General features: G+C 60.2%; 22 protein-coding genes and 1 pseudogene. 9 read left to right on the forward strand and 14 right to left on the reverse strand.

Going from position 1 to position 17,340, the window contains the following annotated elements:
- Positions 1 to 215 precede the first annotated feature (215 nt).
- A complete protein-coding gene (gene gatB / locus PH605_RS08405; protein ID WP_078054000.1) occupies positions 216 to 1,721 on the reverse strand; it encodes an Asp-tRNA(Asn)/Glu-tRNA(Gln) amidotransferase subunit GatB in 1,506 nt (501 codons plus the stop codon).
- Positions 1,722 to 1,872: 151 nt separating this feature from the next.
- Here gatB and PH605_RS08410 point away from each other — a divergent pair, with 151 nt between their 5' ends.
- Positions 1,873 to 2,205, forward strand: a complete 333-nt coding sequence (locus tag PH605_RS08410) for a DUF1294 domain-containing protein (protein WP_161987843.1) — start codon at positions 1,873 to 1,875, stop codon at positions 2,203 to 2,205.
- On the opposite strand, the gene PH605_RS08415 is transcribed toward PH605_RS08410, so the two are convergent.
- Positions 2,187 to 2,696 (reverse strand): GNAT family N-acetyltransferase, encoded by a 510-nt coding sequence (locus tag PH605_RS08415; RefSeq protein WP_125145997.1) that lies wholly within the window; start codon positions 2,694 to 2,696, stop codon positions 2,187 to 2,189. The genes PH605_RS08410 and PH605_RS08415 overlap by 19 nt on opposite strands.
- Before the next feature lie 275 nt (positions 2,697 to 2,971).
- Between PH605_RS08415 and PH605_RS08420 the strand changes: the two genes are divergently transcribed.
- On the forward strand, positions 2,972 to 3,229 hold the full coding sequence (locus PH605_RS08420; RefSeq protein ID WP_003521470.1) for a YjhX family toxin: 258 nt from the start codon (positions 2,972 to 2,974) through the stop codon (positions 3,227 to 3,229).
- A 71-nt stretch (positions 3,230 to 3,300) separates the two neighbouring features.
- Here the strand turns inward: PH605_RS08420 and PH605_RS08425 are convergent, their stop codons facing one another.
- From PH605_RS08425 to PH605_RS08440, 4 genes are all read right to left on the reverse strand, one after another.
- A complete protein-coding gene (locus PH605_RS08425) occupies positions 3,301 to 3,768 on the reverse strand; it encodes a GNAT family N-acetyltransferase (RefSeq protein WP_142844895.1) in 468 nt (155 codons plus the stop codon).
- A gap of 20 nt (positions 3,769 to 3,788) precedes the next feature.
- Positions 3,789 to 5,270, reverse strand: coding sequence for an Asp-tRNA(Asn)/Glu-tRNA(Gln) amidotransferase subunit GatA (gene gatA, locus PH605_RS08430; RefSeq protein ID WP_065653962.1), 1,482 nt, complete (start codon positions 5,268 to 5,270; stop codon positions 3,789 to 3,791).
- Between the two features lie 54 nt (positions 5,271 to 5,324).
- On the reverse strand, positions 5,325 to 5,612 hold the full coding sequence (gene gatC / locus PH605_RS08435) for an Asp-tRNA(Asn)/Glu-tRNA(Gln) amidotransferase subunit GatC (protein ID WP_003521472.1): 288 nt from the start codon (positions 5,610 to 5,612) through the stop codon (positions 5,325 to 5,327).
- A 124-nt stretch (positions 5,613 to 5,736) separates the two neighbouring features.
- On the reverse strand, positions 5,737 to 6,441 hold the full coding sequence (locus PH605_RS08440; protein WP_065653963.1) for a metal-dependent hydrolase: 705 nt from the start codon (positions 6,439 to 6,441) through the stop codon (positions 5,737 to 5,739).
- 84 nt (positions 6,442 to 6,525) lie between these two features.
- Here PH605_RS08440 and PH605_RS08445 point away from each other — a divergent pair, with 84 nt between their 5' ends.
- Complete coding sequence (locus PH605_RS08445) at positions 6,526 to 6,828, forward strand: alkylphosphonate utilization protein (RefSeq protein WP_065653964.1); 303 nt, start codon at positions 6,526 to 6,528, stop codon at positions 6,826 to 6,828.
- A 14-nt stretch (positions 6,829 to 6,842) separates the two neighbouring features.
- The gene (gene ruvX / locus PH605_RS08450) at positions 6,843 to 7,322 is read left to right on the forward strand and encodes a Holliday junction resolvase RuvX (RefSeq protein WP_142844894.1); all 480 of its coding nucleotides are present in this window, start codon (positions 6,843 to 6,845) and stop codon (positions 7,320 to 7,322) included.
- Here ruvX and PH605_RS08455 read toward each other — a convergent pair.
- The 7 genes and pseudogenes from PH605_RS08455 to PH605_RS08490 all read right to left on the reverse strand — a co-directional run bounded on the left by PH605_RS08455 (position 7,274) and on the right by PH605_RS08490 (position 11,893).
- Positions 7,274 to 7,591: a DUF6105 family protein gene (locus tag PH605_RS08455; RefSeq protein WP_003521478.1), complete on the reverse strand. Its 318-nt coding sequence runs from the start codon at positions 7,589 to 7,591 to the stop codon at positions 7,274 to 7,276. The two genes, ruvX and PH605_RS08455, sit on opposite strands and share 49 nt — an antisense overlap.
- Positions 7,588 to 7,722, reverse strand: a complete 135-nt coding sequence (locus PH605_RS08460) for a hypothetical protein (protein ID WP_256366667.1) — start codon at positions 7,720 to 7,722, stop codon at positions 7,588 to 7,590. The genes PH605_RS08455 and PH605_RS08460 overlap by 4 nt, the downstream gene beginning before the upstream one ends.
- Positions 7,723 to 7,995: 273 nt before the next feature.
- The gene (locus tag PH605_RS08465; protein WP_003521480.1) at positions 7,996 to 8,640 is read right to left on the reverse strand and encodes a TetR/AcrR family transcriptional regulator; all 645 of its coding nucleotides are present in this window, start codon (positions 8,638 to 8,640) and stop codon (positions 7,996 to 7,998) included.
- 121 nt (positions 8,641 to 8,761) lie between these two features.
- Positions 8,762 to 9,135: pseudogene (locus PH605_RS08475) on the reverse strand (type II toxin-antitoxin system RelE/ParE family toxin).
- A complete protein-coding gene (locus PH605_RS08480) occupies positions 9,132 to 9,428 on the reverse strand; it encodes a type II toxin-antitoxin system ParD family antitoxin (protein WP_059752717.1) in 297 nt (98 codons plus the stop codon). The pseudogene PH605_RS08475 and the gene PH605_RS08480 overlap by 4 nt, the downstream one beginning before the upstream one ends.
- A 63-nt stretch (positions 9,429 to 9,491) precedes the next feature.
- Positions 9,492 to 10,103, reverse strand: a complete 612-nt coding sequence (locus tag PH605_RS08485) for a GNAT family N-acetyltransferase (protein ID WP_142844893.1) — start codon at positions 10,101 to 10,103, stop codon at positions 9,492 to 9,494.
- 137 nt (positions 10,104 to 10,240) lie between these two features.
- On the reverse strand, positions 10,241 to 11,893 hold the full coding sequence (locus PH605_RS08490) for an acyl-CoA dehydrogenase family protein (protein WP_142844892.1): 1,653 nt from the start codon (positions 11,891 to 11,893) through the stop codon (positions 10,241 to 10,243).
- A 324-nt stretch (positions 11,894 to 12,217) separates the two neighbouring features.
- Between PH605_RS08490 and PH605_RS08495 the strand changes: the two genes are divergently transcribed.
- The 5 genes from PH605_RS08495 (at position 12,218) to dprA (ending at position 16,947) form a co-directional block, all read left to right on the forward strand.
- On the forward strand, positions 12,218 to 12,649 hold the full coding sequence (locus tag PH605_RS08495) for a nuclear transport factor 2 family protein (RefSeq protein ID WP_125145999.1): 432 nt from the start codon (positions 12,218 to 12,220) through the stop codon (positions 12,647 to 12,649).
- 238 nt (positions 12,650 to 12,887) lie between these two features.
- Positions 12,888 to 13,829, forward strand: coding sequence for an aspartate carbamoyltransferase catalytic subunit (locus PH605_RS08500; RefSeq protein ID WP_003521487.1), 942 nt, complete (start codon positions 12,888 to 12,890; stop codon positions 13,827 to 13,829).
- Positions 13,826 to 15,118 carry a dihydroorotase gene (locus PH605_RS08505; RefSeq protein WP_142844891.1) on the forward strand — a complete coding sequence of 431 codons (1,293 nt, stop codon included), beginning with the start codon at positions 13,826 to 13,828 and terminating at the stop codon, positions 15,116 to 15,118. The genes PH605_RS08500 and PH605_RS08505 overlap by 4 nt, the downstream gene beginning before the upstream one ends.
- 48 nt (positions 15,119 to 15,166) lie before the next feature.
- Positions 15,167 to 15,784: a glycerol-3-phosphate 1-O-acyltransferase PlsY gene (plsY, locus tag PH605_RS08510; protein ID WP_065653971.1), complete on the forward strand. Its 618-nt coding sequence runs from the start codon at positions 15,167 to 15,169 to the stop codon at positions 15,782 to 15,784.
- 20 nt (positions 15,785 to 15,804) lie between these two features.
- Positions 15,805 to 16,947: a DNA-processing protein DprA gene (gene dprA / locus PH605_RS08515; protein ID WP_142844890.1), complete on the forward strand. Its 1,143-nt coding sequence runs from the start codon at positions 15,805 to 15,807 to the stop codon at positions 16,945 to 16,947.
- Here the strand turns inward: dprA and PH605_RS08520 are convergent.
- Complete coding sequence (locus PH605_RS08520) at positions 16,900 to 17,133, reverse strand: hypothetical protein (RefSeq protein ID WP_003521491.1); 234 nt, start codon at positions 17,131 to 17,133, stop codon at positions 16,900 to 16,902. The genes dprA and PH605_RS08520 overlap by 48 nt on opposite strands.
- Between the last annotated feature and the right edge of the window lie 207 nt (positions 17,134 to 17,340).

The raw sequence follows: 17,340 nt of genomic DNA on the forward strand, positions 1-17,340 counted from the left end.
GCACCGATCGGCTTCTCGACCCGCCACCAGACAAACCCAGAAACCAAATCCAGATGGCCTTCCAATGGCCGCAAATTTAAACCGGACAGTAGTGGGCCTGTCCCGAGGATCTGAGCACGTTGGACCTTGTGGGTCGTTAGATCCTCGGGACAAGCCCGAGGATGACGGATGAGAGCTTTCTGCCTCGATACCTGTGAGCACGAGGCAGCGTCCGCTTACTCTTCCTCGATACCGAGCTTGGCCTTCACCAGCGCCTGCACCGCCTGCGGGTTGGCCTTGCCGCCCGTCGCTTTCATGACCTGACCGACGAACCAGCCGGCAAGAGTCGGCTTTGCCTTCACCTTCTCGACCTGATCCGGGTTGGCGGCGATGATCTCGTCGACGGCCTTTTCGATGGCGCCGGTATCGGTCACCTGCTTCATGCCGCGGGCTTCCACGATTTCAGCCGGGTTGCCGCCCTCGTTCCAGACGATTTCGAACAGGTCCTTGGCGATCTTGCCGGAAATGGTCTCGGCCTTGATGAGATCGATGATGCCACCGAGCTGTTCCGGCGAAACCGGCGTCGTCTCGATATCCTTGCCCGATTTGTTCAGCGCGCCGAGCAGATCGTTGATGACCCAGTTGGCGGCGGCCTTCGCATCGCGACCGGCGGCGACTGCCTCGTAATAATCGGCAATCGCCTTTTCCGAAACGAGGATCGAGGCGTCATAGACCGACAGGCCGAGATCGGCCACGAAACGGGCCTTCTTGTCGTCAGGCAGTTCCGGCAGATCGACCTTCAGCGCCTCGACAAAGGCATCGTCGAATTCGAGCGGCAAGAGGTCCGGATCGGGGAAATAACGGTAATCATGCGCATCTTCCTTGGAGCGCATGGACCGCGTCTCGCCCTTGCCGGGGTCGAACAGGCGGGTTTCCTGATCGATGACGCCGCCATCTTCCAGAATGGCGATCTGGCGGCGCGCCTCATATTCGATGGCCTGACCGACGAAGCGAATGGAGTTGACGTTCTTGATTTCGCAGCGCGTGCCGAAACCTTCGCCCGGACGGCGCACGGAGACGTTGACGTCGGCGCGCATCGAGCCTTCATCCATGTTGCCGTCGCAGGTGCCGAGATAACGCACGATGGAACGCAGCTTGGTGAGATAGGCCTTGGCCTCATCCGACGAACGCATGTCCGGCTTGGAGACAATTTCCATCAGCGCCACGCCCGAACGGTTCAAATCCACGAAGGACATGGTCGGGTGCTGGTCATGCATGGACTTGCCGGCGTCCTGTTCCAGATGCAGACGCTCGATGCCGATCTCGATATCTTCGAAATTGCCCTGACGGTCCGGGCCGAGCGAAATGGTGATGGTGCCCTCACCGACGATCGGGTCCTTGAACTGCGAAATCTGGTAGCCCTGCGGCAAATCCGGATAGAAGTAGTTCTTGCGGTCGAAGATCGAGCGATGGTTGATCTTCGCCTTCAGGCCGAGACCGGTGCGCACCGCCTGCTTCACGCATTCCTCGTTGATGACGGGAAGCATGCCGGGCATGGCGGCATCCACCAGCGACACGTTGGAATTCGGCGCATTGCCGAAGGTGGTCGATGCACCGGAAAACAGCTTGGAATTGGAGAGAACCTGCGCATGCACCTCCATGCCGATCACGATTTCCCAATCGCCGGTGGCGCCGGGAATGAAGCGTTTCGGGTCGGGGGTGCGCACGTCTACAAGGGTCATCTGAAGCTCACGATATACGGGTTCTTTGGCCTTGGTGGGTAGAACAAATGGAGCGCGGGCGCAAGACATCTTGCACCCTCTCACGCCAGGCCCGGGATTTTCGCCGATACAGGATACGCGTTTTTTACGCTTCCCGGTTTCAATTCACGCCATGGTGACGGTCGCTCTCTGTTTCATAACCTATATCGCCTTCAATCTTTTCGTCTTTCTTGTCTATTGGTGTGACAAGGAAGCGGCGAGAAATGGCGGATGGCGCATCCGGGAAAGCACGCTGTTATCGCTTGCGCTCATCGGCGGCAGCCTGGGCGCAATCTCGGCACAACGGCTGCTTCGGCATAAAACGCGCAAGGAACCGTTCGGCAGCATCCTGATATCGATCGTGATATTGCAGGTGGGCCTTGTCGCATCGCTCGCCATCATGCCGGATTGGCCGATGCGGCTGGTGGAGGCTCTGCAAACTCTGCCTCAGAAAGCCGGCCCATAAAGACCGCTCTCGACCTCGGCCAATTGCTTCTGCAGGCCTACCGACTGCACTTCGCGGTCGAGTTTCGGCGCATAGGAGACGGAGAGCCAGCGGACGCTATAGCCATGGTGGCGGAAAAAGGCGACGGCCGGCTCATTCTGGGCATGGGTTTCAAGCCGAATGGTCTCGAAACCCCTATCCTCAATCAGCCTTTCGACATCGCCCAACAAGTGGCTGCCGACACCTCTGCGCTGAAAATCAGGATCGATCCAGAAATCGGAAATCGTCTCGTCGAAGTGCTCTCGCGCCGCCCATCCGGCAACCGAGCCGCCAAACTCCGCCACCCTGATCGCCAGCCATGACGAGCGGGTAAAATTGGAAAAGGCACTGGCCGCATTGTCGTAAAGGGTCGGGGTGATGCCGAGAGCCGCGGTTGCCTGTCGCCATGCCCTGAGGCCGATGGCCGCCAGAACCTCCGCTTCCTGCTCATGCGCATTGCGAATGACGATCAAGCCGCGCCCTCCATGGCCGTTGAAATTAAACCATTGCCGGCGCGATTCGACCAGCGTGGTTTTCTCGCGCCTGGCGGGACTTGACCGCCTCGGCTTTGCCCGCTACCCAAAACGAGCAAGAACGGAGTTTTTATGTTCGCTCAATCGGAGTCCCGGTAAAGGCCCTGCCCGCAAGTTTATTGCGCGCCGGGCCATGCTGAAACCGAGCCGGATGCCTTAACGGCACCCGGATTTGCTTTCACGCGTCTATACGACGCCGACCGGACTTCAAAAAAATGGACATTTCCCGCGCCGAACAGCGCATTCTTCACCTGCTCGCCCAGGGCGGCAGAATTGAACTCGTTCGAGACGACGCCCACAAAATCGAAAAACTCGCGCTCTACACGCGTGACGGCTGGATTTTCAGCGGCCTCGATCTGCTCACCTTCCGTAAGCTGAAACGGAAGAGAGCCATCGCCTCTTCCGGCGGCAAGCCCTACCGCATCACGACGCGCGGGCTGGAACTCGTGCGGGGTGAGCTGGACAATCGATGAAAAACAAACGGGCGGCGGCAGTGCTGTCGCCCGGCATTTCGCCGAGAAGCCGCTGCGGCCGTAAGAGCGGGTTATGGCGAGAGCCTGCGCTTTAGCTTCACCTTCTCGAGTTCGACTTTCATGATGTCCGACCATTCCATGCCGCGCCAGACGATCTCAAATCCGCAACGCTCGTAAAGACCGATGGCTGCGCGGTTTCTGGCATGGGTGTCGATGGTGGCAAGCGGCAGGCCTTGCGCGCGCATCCTGTCGAGAAAATGAAGGATCAGGGCTTTGCCGATCCCCTTGCCCTGCCAGTTCGGGTCCACCCAGAGATCGGAAATGTGATGCGGTGCCGTATCGCACGCTCCCCATCCGGCAACAACGCCGTCCATTTCAGCGACGACAATATCACCGGTCGGAGACTTTGCGAAACTCTCGAATTCGCCCCTCACCCGCTCGATGACATCAGGATCGAGATAGCTGTCGTCGAAGGCGTTACCGGAACGCCATGCCGCAAAACCGACGAAGCCGACCGCATCGCGGTCGGCTTCGTTCATGTATCGTAGCTTTAGGCTTTTCACCACCATTTGGCGGGGGTGAACTTGCCGGCTGCCTGCTCGATGGCGTGTGCCGTCTTGAACAGCGTTTCCTCCTCGAAAGGCTTGCCGATGAGCTGGAGGCCAAGCGGCAGGCCCTTGCCGTCGAGGCCGGCCGGAACCGAGAGGCCCGGAAGACCGGCCATGTTGACCGTGATGGTGAAAACGTCCTGCAGGTACATTTTCACCGGATCTGAGGCGAGTTCCTCGTCACCGACTGCGAAGGCGGAAGACGGGGTGATCGGCGCCAGAATGGCGTCGACGCCTTCGTGGAAGACGTTTTCGAAATCGCGCTTGATGAGGGTGCGGACCTTCTGCGCCTTCAGGTAATAGGCGTCATAATAACCGGCGGACAGCACATAGGTGCCGACCATGATGCGGCGCTGCACTTCCTTACCGAAACCGGCGGCGCGGCTCTTTTCGTACATGTCGGCAATGTCCTTGCCGTCGACGCGCAGACCGTAACGGACGCCGTCATAACGGGCAAGGTTAGACGAGGCTTCCGCCGGCGCGACGATGTAATAAGCGGGCAGCGCGTATTTGGTGTGCGGCAGCGAGATATCGATGACCTCGGCACCGGCATCACGCAGCCACTCGACGCCCTTGGCCCAGAGCTTTTCGATTTCTTCCGGCATGCCGTCGACGCGATATTCCTTCGGAATACCGATCTTCAGGCCCTTGAGCGACTGACCGATGGCCTTTTCGTAATCCGGCACCGGCAGGTCGACGGAGGTCGTGTCCTTGGCGTCGACGCTTGCCATCGTCTTCAGCAGGATCGCGGCATCACGCACGTCACGGGCAATCGGGCCTGCCTGATCGAGCGAGGAAGCATAAGCGACGATGCCGAAGCGCGAGCAGCGGCCATAGGTGGGCTTGATGCCGACGGTGCCGGTGAAGGCTGCCGGCTGGCGGATGGAGCCGCCGGTATCGGTTGCGGTCGCGCCGGCGCAGAGATGCGCGGCCACGGCTGCGGCCGAACCGCCCGAAGAGCCACCGGGCACCAGCTTCTGGTCGGAACCATTGGCGCGCCACGGGTTGATGGCCGGGCCGTACCAGGAGCTTTCATTGGACGAGCCCATGGCGAATTCGTCCATGTTGAGCTTGCCGAGCATGACGGCGCCCTGATCCCAGAGGTTCTGGGTAACGGTGGATTCATATTTCGGCTTGAAGCCATCGAGAACATGCGAACACGCCTGCGTGTGCACGTCACGGGTGGCGAAAAGGTCCTTCACGCCGAGCGGAACGCCTTCCAGCTCGCCAGCCTTGCCGGCGGCGATGCGTTCGTCGGAGGCTTTCGCCATGTCGCGCGCCTTTTCAGGCGTCGTCGCCACATAGGCGTTCAGCGCGCCGTTGGCCGCATCGATGGCGGAGAGATAGGCGTCGGTCAGCTCGAGGGCGGAAAATTCTTTGGCCTTCAGCTTTTCGCGGGCTTCGGCAATGGTCAGGCTCGTCAGGTCGGTCATGGTCGGCAACGGCTTTCGAAATCTTGGAAAAATCGGGCGGCAGAGGCGGTCGGCTTATTCGACCACTTTCGGGACCATGAAGAAGTCCCGGTCGGTCGCAGGCGCGTTGGCGACAATGTCTTCCGCCTTGTTGCCGTCGGTCACCACGTCGGCGCGTTTTTTCATGTCCACCGGGGTCACCGAGGTCATCGGCTCGACGCCGTCGACATTCACTTCCGAAAGCTGCTCCACGAAACCGAGTATGCCGTTCAGCTGGCCGAGCATATTCTGTGCTTCTTCTTCGCTGACTGCGATACGGGCAAGGCGCGCAACGCGCTTTACGGTGGCGAGATCGACGGACATGGTTCTACTCCGATGGGATATTTCCCATTCGCTATAATCACCATGTCCGTCATTCGCAACGGTAGAAAGCATGTCGCGCCAAACTGTATGGCGGTTTGCGGTCGCGACATGCACGGGCAAAATGTCAGAAGGACAGCGTATCGCCGGCCTTCGGCGTGTGGACGCGCGCTTGCGCCCCTTCCATGCCGGCCACGAACTTCTCCGGCGTCTGGTCGATGATCGGGAAGGAACCGTAATGGCAGGGAATGACATTGCCGAAATTGAAGAAGCGCTGGCATGCGAGCGCGGCGACGGCTCCGCCCATGGTGAAGCGGTCACCGATCGGCACAAGGCCGATATCCGGCTGATGCAGTTCATTGATGAGTTTCATGTCGGAAAAGATGTCGGTATCGCCCATGTGATAGACGGCCGGGCCGTCTTCGAAATGCAGCATCAGACCGTTGGCATTGCCGAGCGAATGGGAGACGCCGTCTTCGGTGATCTGGGCGGAGGAATGCAGCGCATTGGTGAAGGTGACGGAAAAACCATCGAAATGCACCGTGCCGCCGGTATTGCCCATATCGACCTTCGCGACGCCCTTGGCGGAAAGCCAGGCGGCAAGATCGGCATTTGCAAGAACCGTCGCGCCGGTTTCGCGGGCAAGCTGGACGGTATCGCCGACATGGTCGCCATGGCCGTGGGTCAGGAGAATATGGGTGATGCCTTCGGCTGCCGACTTTCCATCCTGTCCGACAAAACCGGGGTTACCGGTGAAGAACGGATCGATGAGTATCTTCGCGCTGCCGTTTTCGAGGCGGAAGGCGGAATGGCCGAGCCAGGTGATTTTCATGGGAAGTTCTCCTTTGTATTGCCGGTATATTATGACATAGGACGGCCTGAACAACCGCACTACCAATATTTAAGAGAGGCGACCATGGCCGCAAATGATGACGAGTACGTGTATGACGAGGCGACCGGTGAATGGCGACCGGCCTCCGAGCTGGCTGCAGAAGCGGCGCGTACGAATGAAGTGCGCGATGCGGCGGGCAATGTGCTGGCGGATGGCGATTCCGTCACCCTGATCAAGGATTTGAAGGTCAAGGGCACCAGCACGGTCATCAAGCAGGGCACCGTCATCAAGTCGATCCGCCTGACCGATAATCCGGAAGAGATCGATTGCAAACATGATGCGGTGAAGGGTCTGGTGCTGCGCACCGAATTCGTCCGCAAACGATAAGGACAACACGCGACATGGCAACACTCACCATTGAGGAACTGGCGCAGGCGCTTCAGCCGGGACAGGCTATTGCCGGCCTCGACCTTGGCACGAAGACGATCGGGCTTGCCATGTCGGACCTGTCGCGGCGTTTCGCAACGCCGCGCCCCGTCATCAAACGGGTGAAATTCACGCAGGATGCGGAAGTGCTGCTGGCCTTTGCCGAAAAGGAAAAAGTTTTCGCCTTCATCATCGGCCTGCCGATGAACATGGATGGTTCGGCCGGTCCCCGCGTGCAGGCGACGCGCGCCTTTGTGCGGACGATGGGCGAAAAAACCACCCTGCCCTTCATTTTCTGGGATGAGCGGCTTTCGACGGTCGCGGCCGAGCGCGCATTGCTGGAAATGGACGTCTCACGCGCAAAGCGGGCCGAACGCATCGATTCAGCCGCCGCGAGCTTCATTCTTCAGGGCGCGCTGGACAGGCTTTCCGCACTCACCCGCGCGGCCGACTGACGGCCCTGCCACCAGGCCGCAATCTGCTTTCTCTTGCGGAAGGCGAGAATCGCAAAAACGATCAGGCTGTCGACGGCAATGGCGCGTGCCACCAGGGGCGGCAGGCTTTCCGGCGGCAGGCCGAGAATATTGCCGTAAATCTCGAACACCAGATCATGGGTCTGGCGTGTGAGCATGTAGAAGCCGAAGCTCATGTCGTAATAGGAAAGCCAGTACCAGCTGCCCAGCAGCGCAACGGGACCGGCCCAGAGGATCAGAAACCACTTCATGCCGCCTGCCCCCGCACAAACATCGTATCGGGAACGCCGGCAAGCACCGCCCAGCGCACCACGGCCATAAGGCAGAGGTTCAGCGCCGGCGCGTCGATATCCAACGGCAGCATCACAAAAAACGTCATCATGACGCCTAAAGCTGTCCAGCGGCTCACTTGCGGCTCCCTTATGCGCAGTCATTGCGCATGGTTAACATTTCGTTAATCCACACTGGACCGGCAGCCATGGCGAGGCAAATGAAAGCTGTCATTATGGTTAACGACGGCGGCCGGCATGTGGATAAAAACGTGATCGCGTGGACGGCCGGATGCGCCGCGCGTTTGCCGGCCCGATGAAAACATGACTGATTTTTCTTTAATGCGCAGGTCCAGGCGCGACTGTCTTCCGCCTGCGAAACCGGTTCAGCCGTAAACGCCGCGCACCAGCCTTTTGACGGCAGTGGCGATCTTGTCCCAGTCCCGGTCTGATTTCAGCGGTACGCCAGCGAACTGACCGCTGGTCGCAGCGGAAATGACGAGGTGCTGAATGGCAGCGAACAGTACGGCATTGACCGCCGCTGTATCCACCCCCTTCGGCGCCGCCAGCGAACCGCGCATACGCTCCAGCCATTTGCCGAGCGATTTGGCGCGGGCTTCGGCCAGTTGCCGCACCTGGGGTGAACCGTCAGACACTTCCCAGGCGATGATCTTGCAGACGAGAGGATCGCTGCGCAGCGCATCCATGAAATAAAGCGCGAGCTTTTCCATGAGGTCGCCATAGGTCAAAAGGAACATGCCGCCGGTATCTTCCGGAATGCGATCCTTCACCCATGAACCGAGGTCCTCGCCGATCGCCTCTATCAGGCCGTCGAGGCCGCCGAAATAACGGTAGATGAGCTGCTTGTCGCAGCCGGCGCGGCGGGCAACGGCATTGATGCCAAAACCCTGGAATCCCTCTTCGGCAAGCAGCGACCGCGCCGCATTAAAAATCGCCTTCTCGGTCTGAGCGCGATCCTTGATGCGCTTTTCCGGTCTGTCGGCTGAAATCGCCTCTGCGGTCGCCAGCATGATTCCCTACCCGTGTTTTGAAAGGCCTCTCTCAACGGGTTAACAAAGCATGAAGGGAAGAACAACGCGGCGGGGCGGATGGACGGAAGGTTTTTGTGGATGAAGGTGACACCATGCGTTTTCAGCCGCTGACATCTCCATAGTCAACCGGGAGATGCCGCTCGATTTCCATGGAATCATGAAGAATGCGACCGATGCCCACCAAATCGGGATTCAACACGCGATAAAGCAACAGATGCCTCGGATATTTAACCAGGCCGGTTTCACTTCTCGCCCTTTCCCGGCTGTAAGGAGATGGTAGCTGCGGACATCGTCTGCCACTTCCGGGCGGAGACTTGTTCCGGAGCGAAACGGATCCCGCGCAACATCACGCAGCGCCGTGACAAGCAATTTTTCGTAGCGTTTTCTAGCTGCGGCCCCAAATGTCGTGTGGGTCAATCCAAGAATTTCAATAATGTCCGATTGCGCGGCTTCGGACAGACGATACTTCGTCATGCCTTATCAGATTTGGCAAGGCGCGCTTCAGCGTCGCGCCCGAGAGCGGAAATGAAGTCGTCGAGATCATCCTCCGCCACATCCGTAAAACGGCCTTGATCAAGGTCTGCGAAGCCCTGTTGCGCCGCCACCCTCAAGGCTTCCAATCTGGTCACCTCAAGGCGCTCGCGCCTTTCGATCAATCGTAAGCCCTCGCGCAGCACTTCGCTGGCATTTTGATAGCGGCCAGATTTAACGAGTTCGTCTATGATCTCTTCGTGATGCTGTGTCAGAACGACGTTACGCGTCGGCATCAGAGCCTCCACCAGATATTAGCGACGTCCAACAATACCACCGATTGGCATAATCTGCCAATATTACTCCAGCGCCATGCCGAACCATACGCTGCCCGGCGTTTCGTGGCTTTCGAGGCGTTTGAACCCGCGGGTTTCCCAGAAGCGCATACCCGCATGGTTGCGTTCGCTGGCACCGAGGTGGATGCCGTAGACGTTGTTCTGTCTCGCCATATCGAGCCAGCGCGACAGAAGCCGGGTGCCGCCGCCCTTGCCCTGCGTGCGCGGCAGGAGGTTCATGTGGATATGGGCCGGAAACGGATCGGTGAGCCAGGCGGGCGTGCGGCGTGGATGGTGGATGAACTGGGCGCGGCGCTGGTCGGCGTCCCATGTCTGCTGATCGCCGCCGGGATCGGGATAAAGGCTGCGCAGATGCGGCCACCATTCCCGCTCCAGCCGTTCTTCGTGCACCGCCGTATCGAGTGCGCCGACGATATAGCCGCACACACCTTCCTCATCCTCCGCCACGAAAACGGCATCGGGCCAGAGATGTAGATAGGGCACGGAATAGATATGCCCGACCATGCGGCCATCATTGTAAAGGGCGGTGGCGTCCTGCCCGGCATCGCCGGTGGCGAGGCTTATGGCGTAGAGCGCGTCTTCATCCTCGGAACGGGCGGAACGGAAGGTCAGCATTGGCAGCCGCCTTCCCTTGCCGCGCATCGATGCGCGAAAGTGTCACGACAGATCAGAACACGCTTTACGCCATTGCTGTTTTTCAAATCCGAGACCCCTCCCGCCGGGACTGCAAAACCTTCATCCGCAAGCATCGGTCAAGATGCAGGCGGATAAAGAAGATCGATTATATAATTCGGATCGAAGCGGGAATCGAGCATGCCGTAAGTATGCCGCCAGCCGCCCGCGAGACGGGTCTCGAGGAAGGCATCGGCAATCTTGCCGGCGCCGAGGCGGCAAAGCTCGGCGGCAGCGGCCGCAAGCGCGAACTGCTCCACCAACAGGCGGGCCGCTCCCTCGTCACGTTCGGCAAGGGCGATTGCGGCGCGCAGCACGTCGGTGGTCTTTTTGCCGGCTGCACCCAGATCGCGCTCCAGCGTCTGGAAGACGAGATCGAACAGATCCTTGCCGCGCTGGAGAACCCGCAGCACATCCAGCGCCATGACGTTGCCGGAGCCTTCCCAGATGGCGTTGACGGGCGCTTCGCGATAGTGGCGGGCAATCGGCCGCTCTTCCACGTAACCGTTGCCGCCAAGGCACTCCATGGCCTCATAGATAAGCGCCGGCGCGATCTTGCAGCACCAGTATTTTACGATGGGCGTCATCACCCGCGCATAGGCGGCCTCGGCCGGATTGTTGCGGGCAGCGTCGAATGCGGTCGCCAGCCGGAAGGAGAGCGCAGTGGCCGCCGCCACATCCAGCGCCATGTCGGCGAGAACACGCGTCATGATCGGTTGCGTGACCAGCATCTTGCCGAAAACAGAACGGCCACGGGCATAATGCACGGCTTCGGCAAGCGAGGCGCGCATCATGCCGGCGGAGGCAAGCGCGCAATCGAGCCGCGTCAGCGTCACCATGTCGAGGATCGTACGGATGCCGCTGCCGGGATCGCCCAGCAGATAACCGAAGGCATCGGTGAATTCGACTTCGGCGGAAGCGTTGGAGCGGTTGCCGAGCTTGTCCTTGAGGCGCTGGAAATGCAGGCCGTTCTTCGAACCGTCTTCCAGATAACGCGGCACGAGGAAGCAGCCCATGCCGTCGCCCATCTGGGCGAGCATGACGAAACCGTCGCTCATCGGCGCGGACAGGAACCACTTGTGACCGGACAGGCGATAGATGCCTTCGCCCACCCGCTCCGCCGTAGTGCGGTTGGCGCGCACATCCGTGCCGCCCTGTTTTTCCGTCATGCCCATGCCAATGGTGACGGCGGTTTTCTGCAGGGCCGGTTTCTGCGAGGAATCATATTTGCGCGAGAGAATCTTCGGCGCCCATTCCTTCTGCACGCGCGGCGAAGCCATGATGGCGGCAACGGAGGCGCTGGTCATGGTGAGCGGGCAAAGATGCCCGGCCTCAAGTTGCGAGGTCAGGTAGAATTTGGTGGCGCGGGCCTTGTGCTCATTGCCGCGCGTATCAGGAGAATTTTCCCAAACGCTGGAATGCAGGCCTGACAACATGGAACGGCGCATCAGCGCGTGCCAGGCGGGGTGGAATTCCACCTGATCCAGACGCTCGCCACGCGGGCCGTGGGTATGCAGCTGCGGCACGCCCTGATTGGCCATGCGCGCCAGCTCCTGCGCCTCATGCGACGTGACGTAGCGGCCGAGCTGGTCGAACTCATCCCTTAGATTGCGCGACAGTCCGGAAGTGAGGTCGACGATCAGCGGATCGGAACGATAGGCGTTGATACCGGACCAGAGGCTTGGCTGGTTCAGTTCGGCGAGCGTTTCTTCTGTCCGGGAATTCTGGGTCATCCGCTGCTTCTAGCTGTTTTGTACTGGCGTTGCATAGTGGGGTGATATTGCATAATTCCACCCGCAGGAAGCGATTGAGGCGATTAAACCGCCGCTTTCAGCATTTTTCGGGAATGTCCCTGATTTAGATATCCGGCCCGGAGAATACCAAACACGTTTCCGGCAAGATCAACGACAGTCCCCAAAAAAGCCGCGCAGAAGTTGCGGCAGCAACCGGCGGGCATGCGGATAAACGCATTCTCCATAATCTGCGGCCTGACGTGGAACCTGCGGCATGCTTTTTCGGTTGGCGACTTTGCTGAACGGCTGCACAGGGAGGAGACCATGGAGGCCAGCGTAAGAAGGCTCTTCGAGCGATATGAGCGATTTTTCAATAAGTCTCTCAAGGGTGACATGGATATGGAGGAGGTCGCCTCCCTCTACGCCTCCGACTTTATCGCCGCCTCCCCCGCCGGGGTGATGACCGGAAAGAACGATGACCACTTGAAGCAGGTCATGATGAAGGGCTACGAGCGCTACCGGACGATCGGAACGAAGGAAATGCGGATACGCGACATCCGTATCTCGCCCATCGACGACCATCATTGCCTTGCCCATGTTGCCTGGACGGCGACCTTTGATCGCAAGCGGCAACCGGATGTCGCAATCGATTTCGATGTTCACTACTTCGTCCAGAGGCTGGACGGAGCCCCGAAAGTTTTCGGCTGGGCGTCAGGAGACGAGCAGGCGCTTTTGAAGGAGCATGGCATCGTTTAATGCCTGCGCCTTCCATCGTCAGGCCGTTTGTGCTCGAGGGTTGGGGAAACATCGGCATGTTTTCATTTCAGGAGTTGCGGGCGCTTGCCCCGCGACCATGCAGTCTCTATAGAGCGCAGGACCGAATTCCGCCGCACTCCTGAGGCGTGTTCACAGCGAATGGGAGCGCGCGGATCAGCATTCGGGCGTTCCGGGCATTTTCACGGGAAAATGCGGCGCCCGTCAGGAGGCAAACCGCATGGTCTTCTTCCCCCATCGCCATCTCCTCGGCATCAAGGGGCTTTCCCATCAGGATATCACCCTGCTTCTCGACAAGGCCGACGAGGCGGTGAAAATCAGCCGCCAGCGCGAGAAAAAGACCTCGACGCTTCGGGGCCTGACGCAGATCAACCTGTTCTTCGAAGCCTCGACGCGCACGCAGTCCTCCTTCGAGCTTGCCGGAAAGCGCCTTGGTGCAGACGTGATGAACATGTCGGTCGGCAATTCCTCGGTGAAGAAGGGCGAAACGCTGATCGACACGGCGATGACGCTGAACGCCATGCGCCCGGACGTGCTGGTCGTGCGCCATTCTTCCGCCGGTGCGGCAGCGCTTCTAGCGCAAAAGGTCGCCTGCTCCGTCGTCAATGCCGGCGACGGCCAGCATGAGCACCCGACGCAGGCGTTGCTCGACGCACTGACCATCCGCCGCGCGAAGGGCGAACTGTCCGGCATTACGGTGGCGATCTGCGGGGACGTGCTGCATTCACGCGTCGCCCGCTCCAACATCATCCTGCTCAACCAGATGGGTGCGCGCGTTCGCGTCGTCGCCCCCGCCACGCTTCTTCCTTCCGGTATCCGCGACATGAGCGTCGAAGTATTCCACGACATGAAGGAAGGACTGAAGAACGCCGATGTGGTGATGATGCTGCGCCTGCAGCGCGAGCGTATGTCCGGCTCCTTCGTGCCTTCGGTGCGCGAATATTTCCATTATTACGGTCTGGATGCCGAAAAGCTGAAAGCGGCGAAGGAGGATGCGCTGGTCATGCATCCCGGCCCGATGAACCGCGGCGTGGAAATCGCCTCCGACGTGGCCGACGGTCCGCAGAGCGTGATCGAAAGCCAGGTGGAAATGGGGGTTGCCGTGCGCATGGCGGTCATGGAAACCCTGCTTGTCTCGCAAAATCAGGGTGAGCGCGTATGAGTGCCGTTACCGTTCTCAACAATCTCCGCATCGTCGATCCATCCCGGAATCTCGACGAGACCGGCAGTGTGATCATCGGCGCTGATGGCACCATTCTGGCGGCAGGTAAGGGTGCGCATAATCAGGGCGCTCCCGAAGGGGCGACCGTTCGCGACTGCAAGGGTCTGCTGGCTGTTCCCGGTCTGGTGGACGCCCGTGTTTTCGTGGGTGAGCCTGGTGCCGAACACCGCGAAACCATCGAATCCGCCTCGCGCGCGGCAGCGGCCGGCGGCGTCACCAGCATCATCGTCATGCCCGATACCGATCCTGTCATCGATGACATCGCGCTGGTCGAATATGTGAAAAAGACGGCGCGCGACAAGGCGCTCGTCAACGTGCATCCCGCAGCAGCCCTGACCAAGGGTCTGAACGGCGAGGAAATGACCGAATTCGGCATGCTGAAGGAAGCCGGCGCGGTGGCCTTCACCAATGGCCGCAAGGCGCTTTCCGATACGCTGGTGCTGCGCCGCGCCATGACCTATGCGCGCGAACTGGGCGCAGTGATCGCGCTCGAGACGCGCGACAAATATATCGGCGGCGGTGACATGAACGAGGGGCTTTTCGCAAGCTGGCTCGGGCTGTCGGGTGTTCCGAAGGAGGCCGAGATCATCCCGCTGGAGCGCGACCTGCGCATTGCCGGGCTGACACAGGCGATCTACCACGCCGCCAAGATTTCCGTGCCCGAATCCGCGGAAGCGATCCGCCTTGCGCGGCAGCGGGGCGTCAAAGCCACCTGCGGCATCTCGATCAACCATCTGACGCTCAACGAGAACGATATCGGCGAATACCGCACGTTCTTCAAGCTCTCCCCGCCGCTGCGCGCCGAAGACGACCGCAAGGCCATGGTGGAGGCACTGAAGGATGGCACCATCGACATTATTGTCTCCTCGCACGACCCGCAGGATGTCGACACCAAGCGGCTGCCGTTTTCGGATGCGGCGAGCGGCGCGGTCGGGCTTGAAACCCTGCTGGCGGCGGCGCTGCGCCTGCACCACAGCGACGAAGTTCCGCTGATGCGACTGATCGATGCGCTCTCCACCCGCCCGGCGAAGATTTTCGGACTGGATGCGGGAACGCTGATGGCGGGTGCGAAGGCCGATATCACGCTGATCGACCTCGACGAGCCATGGCTCGTGGCAAAGGAGCAGCTGGTCTCGAAATCCAAGAACACCCCGTTTGAGGATGCCCGTTTCAGCGGCCGCGCGGTTGCCACTTATGTGGCTGGCAAAGCCGTTCATTCCTTGGCATAAGATCACCGACAGAGATCACGCGGCCAGCGCGGCAGAGGGGACGTTTGAATGAGTGCTTTGACTGACTGGCAGACGGCGCCTGCCCTTCTCGCGCTTGCAGCGCTGATCGGCTATCTGTTCGGTTCCATTCCCTTCGGCCTCATTCTTACCCGCATGGCGGGGCTGGGTGACGTGCGCAAGATCGGCTCTGGCAATATCGGCGCGACCAATGTGCTGCGCACGGGCAATAAGAAGCTCGCCGCCGCAACCCTGCTGCTGGACGCGCTGAAGGGCACGGCGGCGGTGTTGGTCGCGAATGCGCTCTGGGGTTACGAAGCGTCGCTGGTCGCCGGTTTCTTCGCCTTCCTCGGCCACCTGTTTCCGGTGTGGCTCGGCTTCAAGGGCGGCAAGGGTGTGGCAACCTATATCGGCGTGCTTTTGGGGGCCGCACCGCTGATGATGCTGGCCTTTGCGCTCATCTGGCTCGCAACCGCCTTCATCACCCGCTACTCGTCGCTGTCGGCGCTTTTGGCCATGCTGGTCATTCCCGTCGCCCTCTGGGTGCTCGGACCTGAAAAGACGGCTCTGCTGGTTACGCTGCTGAGTGCGATTTCATGGTGGAAGCACCGCGAGAACATCGCACGCCTGCTGGCGGGCACTGAAAGCAGGATCGGGCAAAAGGGCTGAGGCCCATTTAAGGATGTGCCATGCCGCATGAGGAAACGACACGGCAGGGCATAGAGCTTTCCGCGCGGCAGCGGGTCGCGTGGCTGAGGCTGATCCGTAGCGACAATATCGGTCCCGTCACCTTCCGCGAACTCATCAATCATTTCGGCAGCGCCGAAAAGGCGCTCGATGCCCTGCCCGAGCTTTCAAGGCGCGGCGGCTCGTCGCGCAGTCCGCGCATCGCGACGCAAGCGGAGGCGGAACGCGAGATCGAAAGGGCCGAAAAATTCGGCGCGCGTTTCGTCGGCATCGGCGAGCCCGATTACCCACCTGCCCTGCGGCAGCTGGATGGCGCGCCGCCGCTGATCGCCATGAAAGGATCGGCAGCGACCGCGACAAGACCGAGCATCGGCATCGTCGGTTCGCGCAACGCCTCCATCAACGGCGCGAAATTCGCCGCCATGCTGGCGCGCGATTGCGGCCGCGCCGGCTATAGCATCGCTTCGGGGCTGGCGCGCGGCATCGATGCGGCCGCACACCGGGCAAGCCTTGCAACCGGCACGGTTGCCATGCTGGCCGGCGGTCTCGACCGCCCCTACCCGCAGGAAAATTTCGGGCTTTTGCAGGAGATATATGACCAGGGCGGCGCGACGATCAGCGAAATGCCCTTTGGCTGGGAACCGCGCGCCCGCGATTTTCCCCGCCGCAACCGATTGATCGCCGGCGTCTCCCTCGGTGTCGTCATCGTCGAAGCGGCGGAGCGCTCCGGTTCGCTGATAACGGCAAGGCTTGCCGGAGAAGCGGGGCGGCTCGTTTTCGCCGTACCCGGCTCCCCGCTCGATGCCCGCTGCGAGGGCACCAACCGGCTGATCAAGGAAGGCGCGATGCTGACCACGGGCGCGGCTGATATTCTGGAAGCGCTGCGGCCGCTGATGGAGCCGCAATTGCCCTACGAACGCAAGATCGAGGAACCGAGATCCGACACGGAGATGTCACCACCAGGTGACGACGAGCGCAGCATCATCGCCGCCGCTCTCGGTCCCTCGCCTGTGGAAACGGACGATATCATCCGTCACACAGGTTTTTCCGCTGCAACCGTTCACCTGGTGCTGCTGGAGCTTGATATTGCCGGACGTCTAAACCGGCATGCCGGGGGGCGTGTGTCGCTCTTCATCGCGGATTGACAGCTTGCGCCGTCCGCTCTGGATATCGCCGACTTCGACATAGGCCATCTCGATCAGATAACACAGCATGTCGGCCCCCTCACGGCTTGCGACCTGCCTCAGTTCCGCGAGCATCTGGCGAATGTAAGCCAAGTTCTCTCTGGTCCCTTCATTATCGGCATTATTGTTTGTTGCGTTGGGGACCATATATCTATCCTGCAAAATTTGCCTGAAACGAAGAGCAATAAGTCGATTCAAATGATGTTGCCCATCATAACCAATTTACCAAAGATTGCAATACAACAATAGATTATCCATAGGTTGCAATCACCTTGAAGCGATAAAATCGGCCTTGCCTCTTGACCCGCGCGCATTACCTGTCCATGTCGAAATATAAAGAAGGCGAATTGCGGC

It is taken from the genome of Agrobacterium sp. CFBP 3001, assembly GCF_027871605.1.
GTDB classification, from domain to species: domain Bacteria; phylum Pseudomonadota; class Alphaproteobacteria; order Rhizobiales; family Rhizobiaceae; genus Agrobacterium; species Agrobacterium leguminum.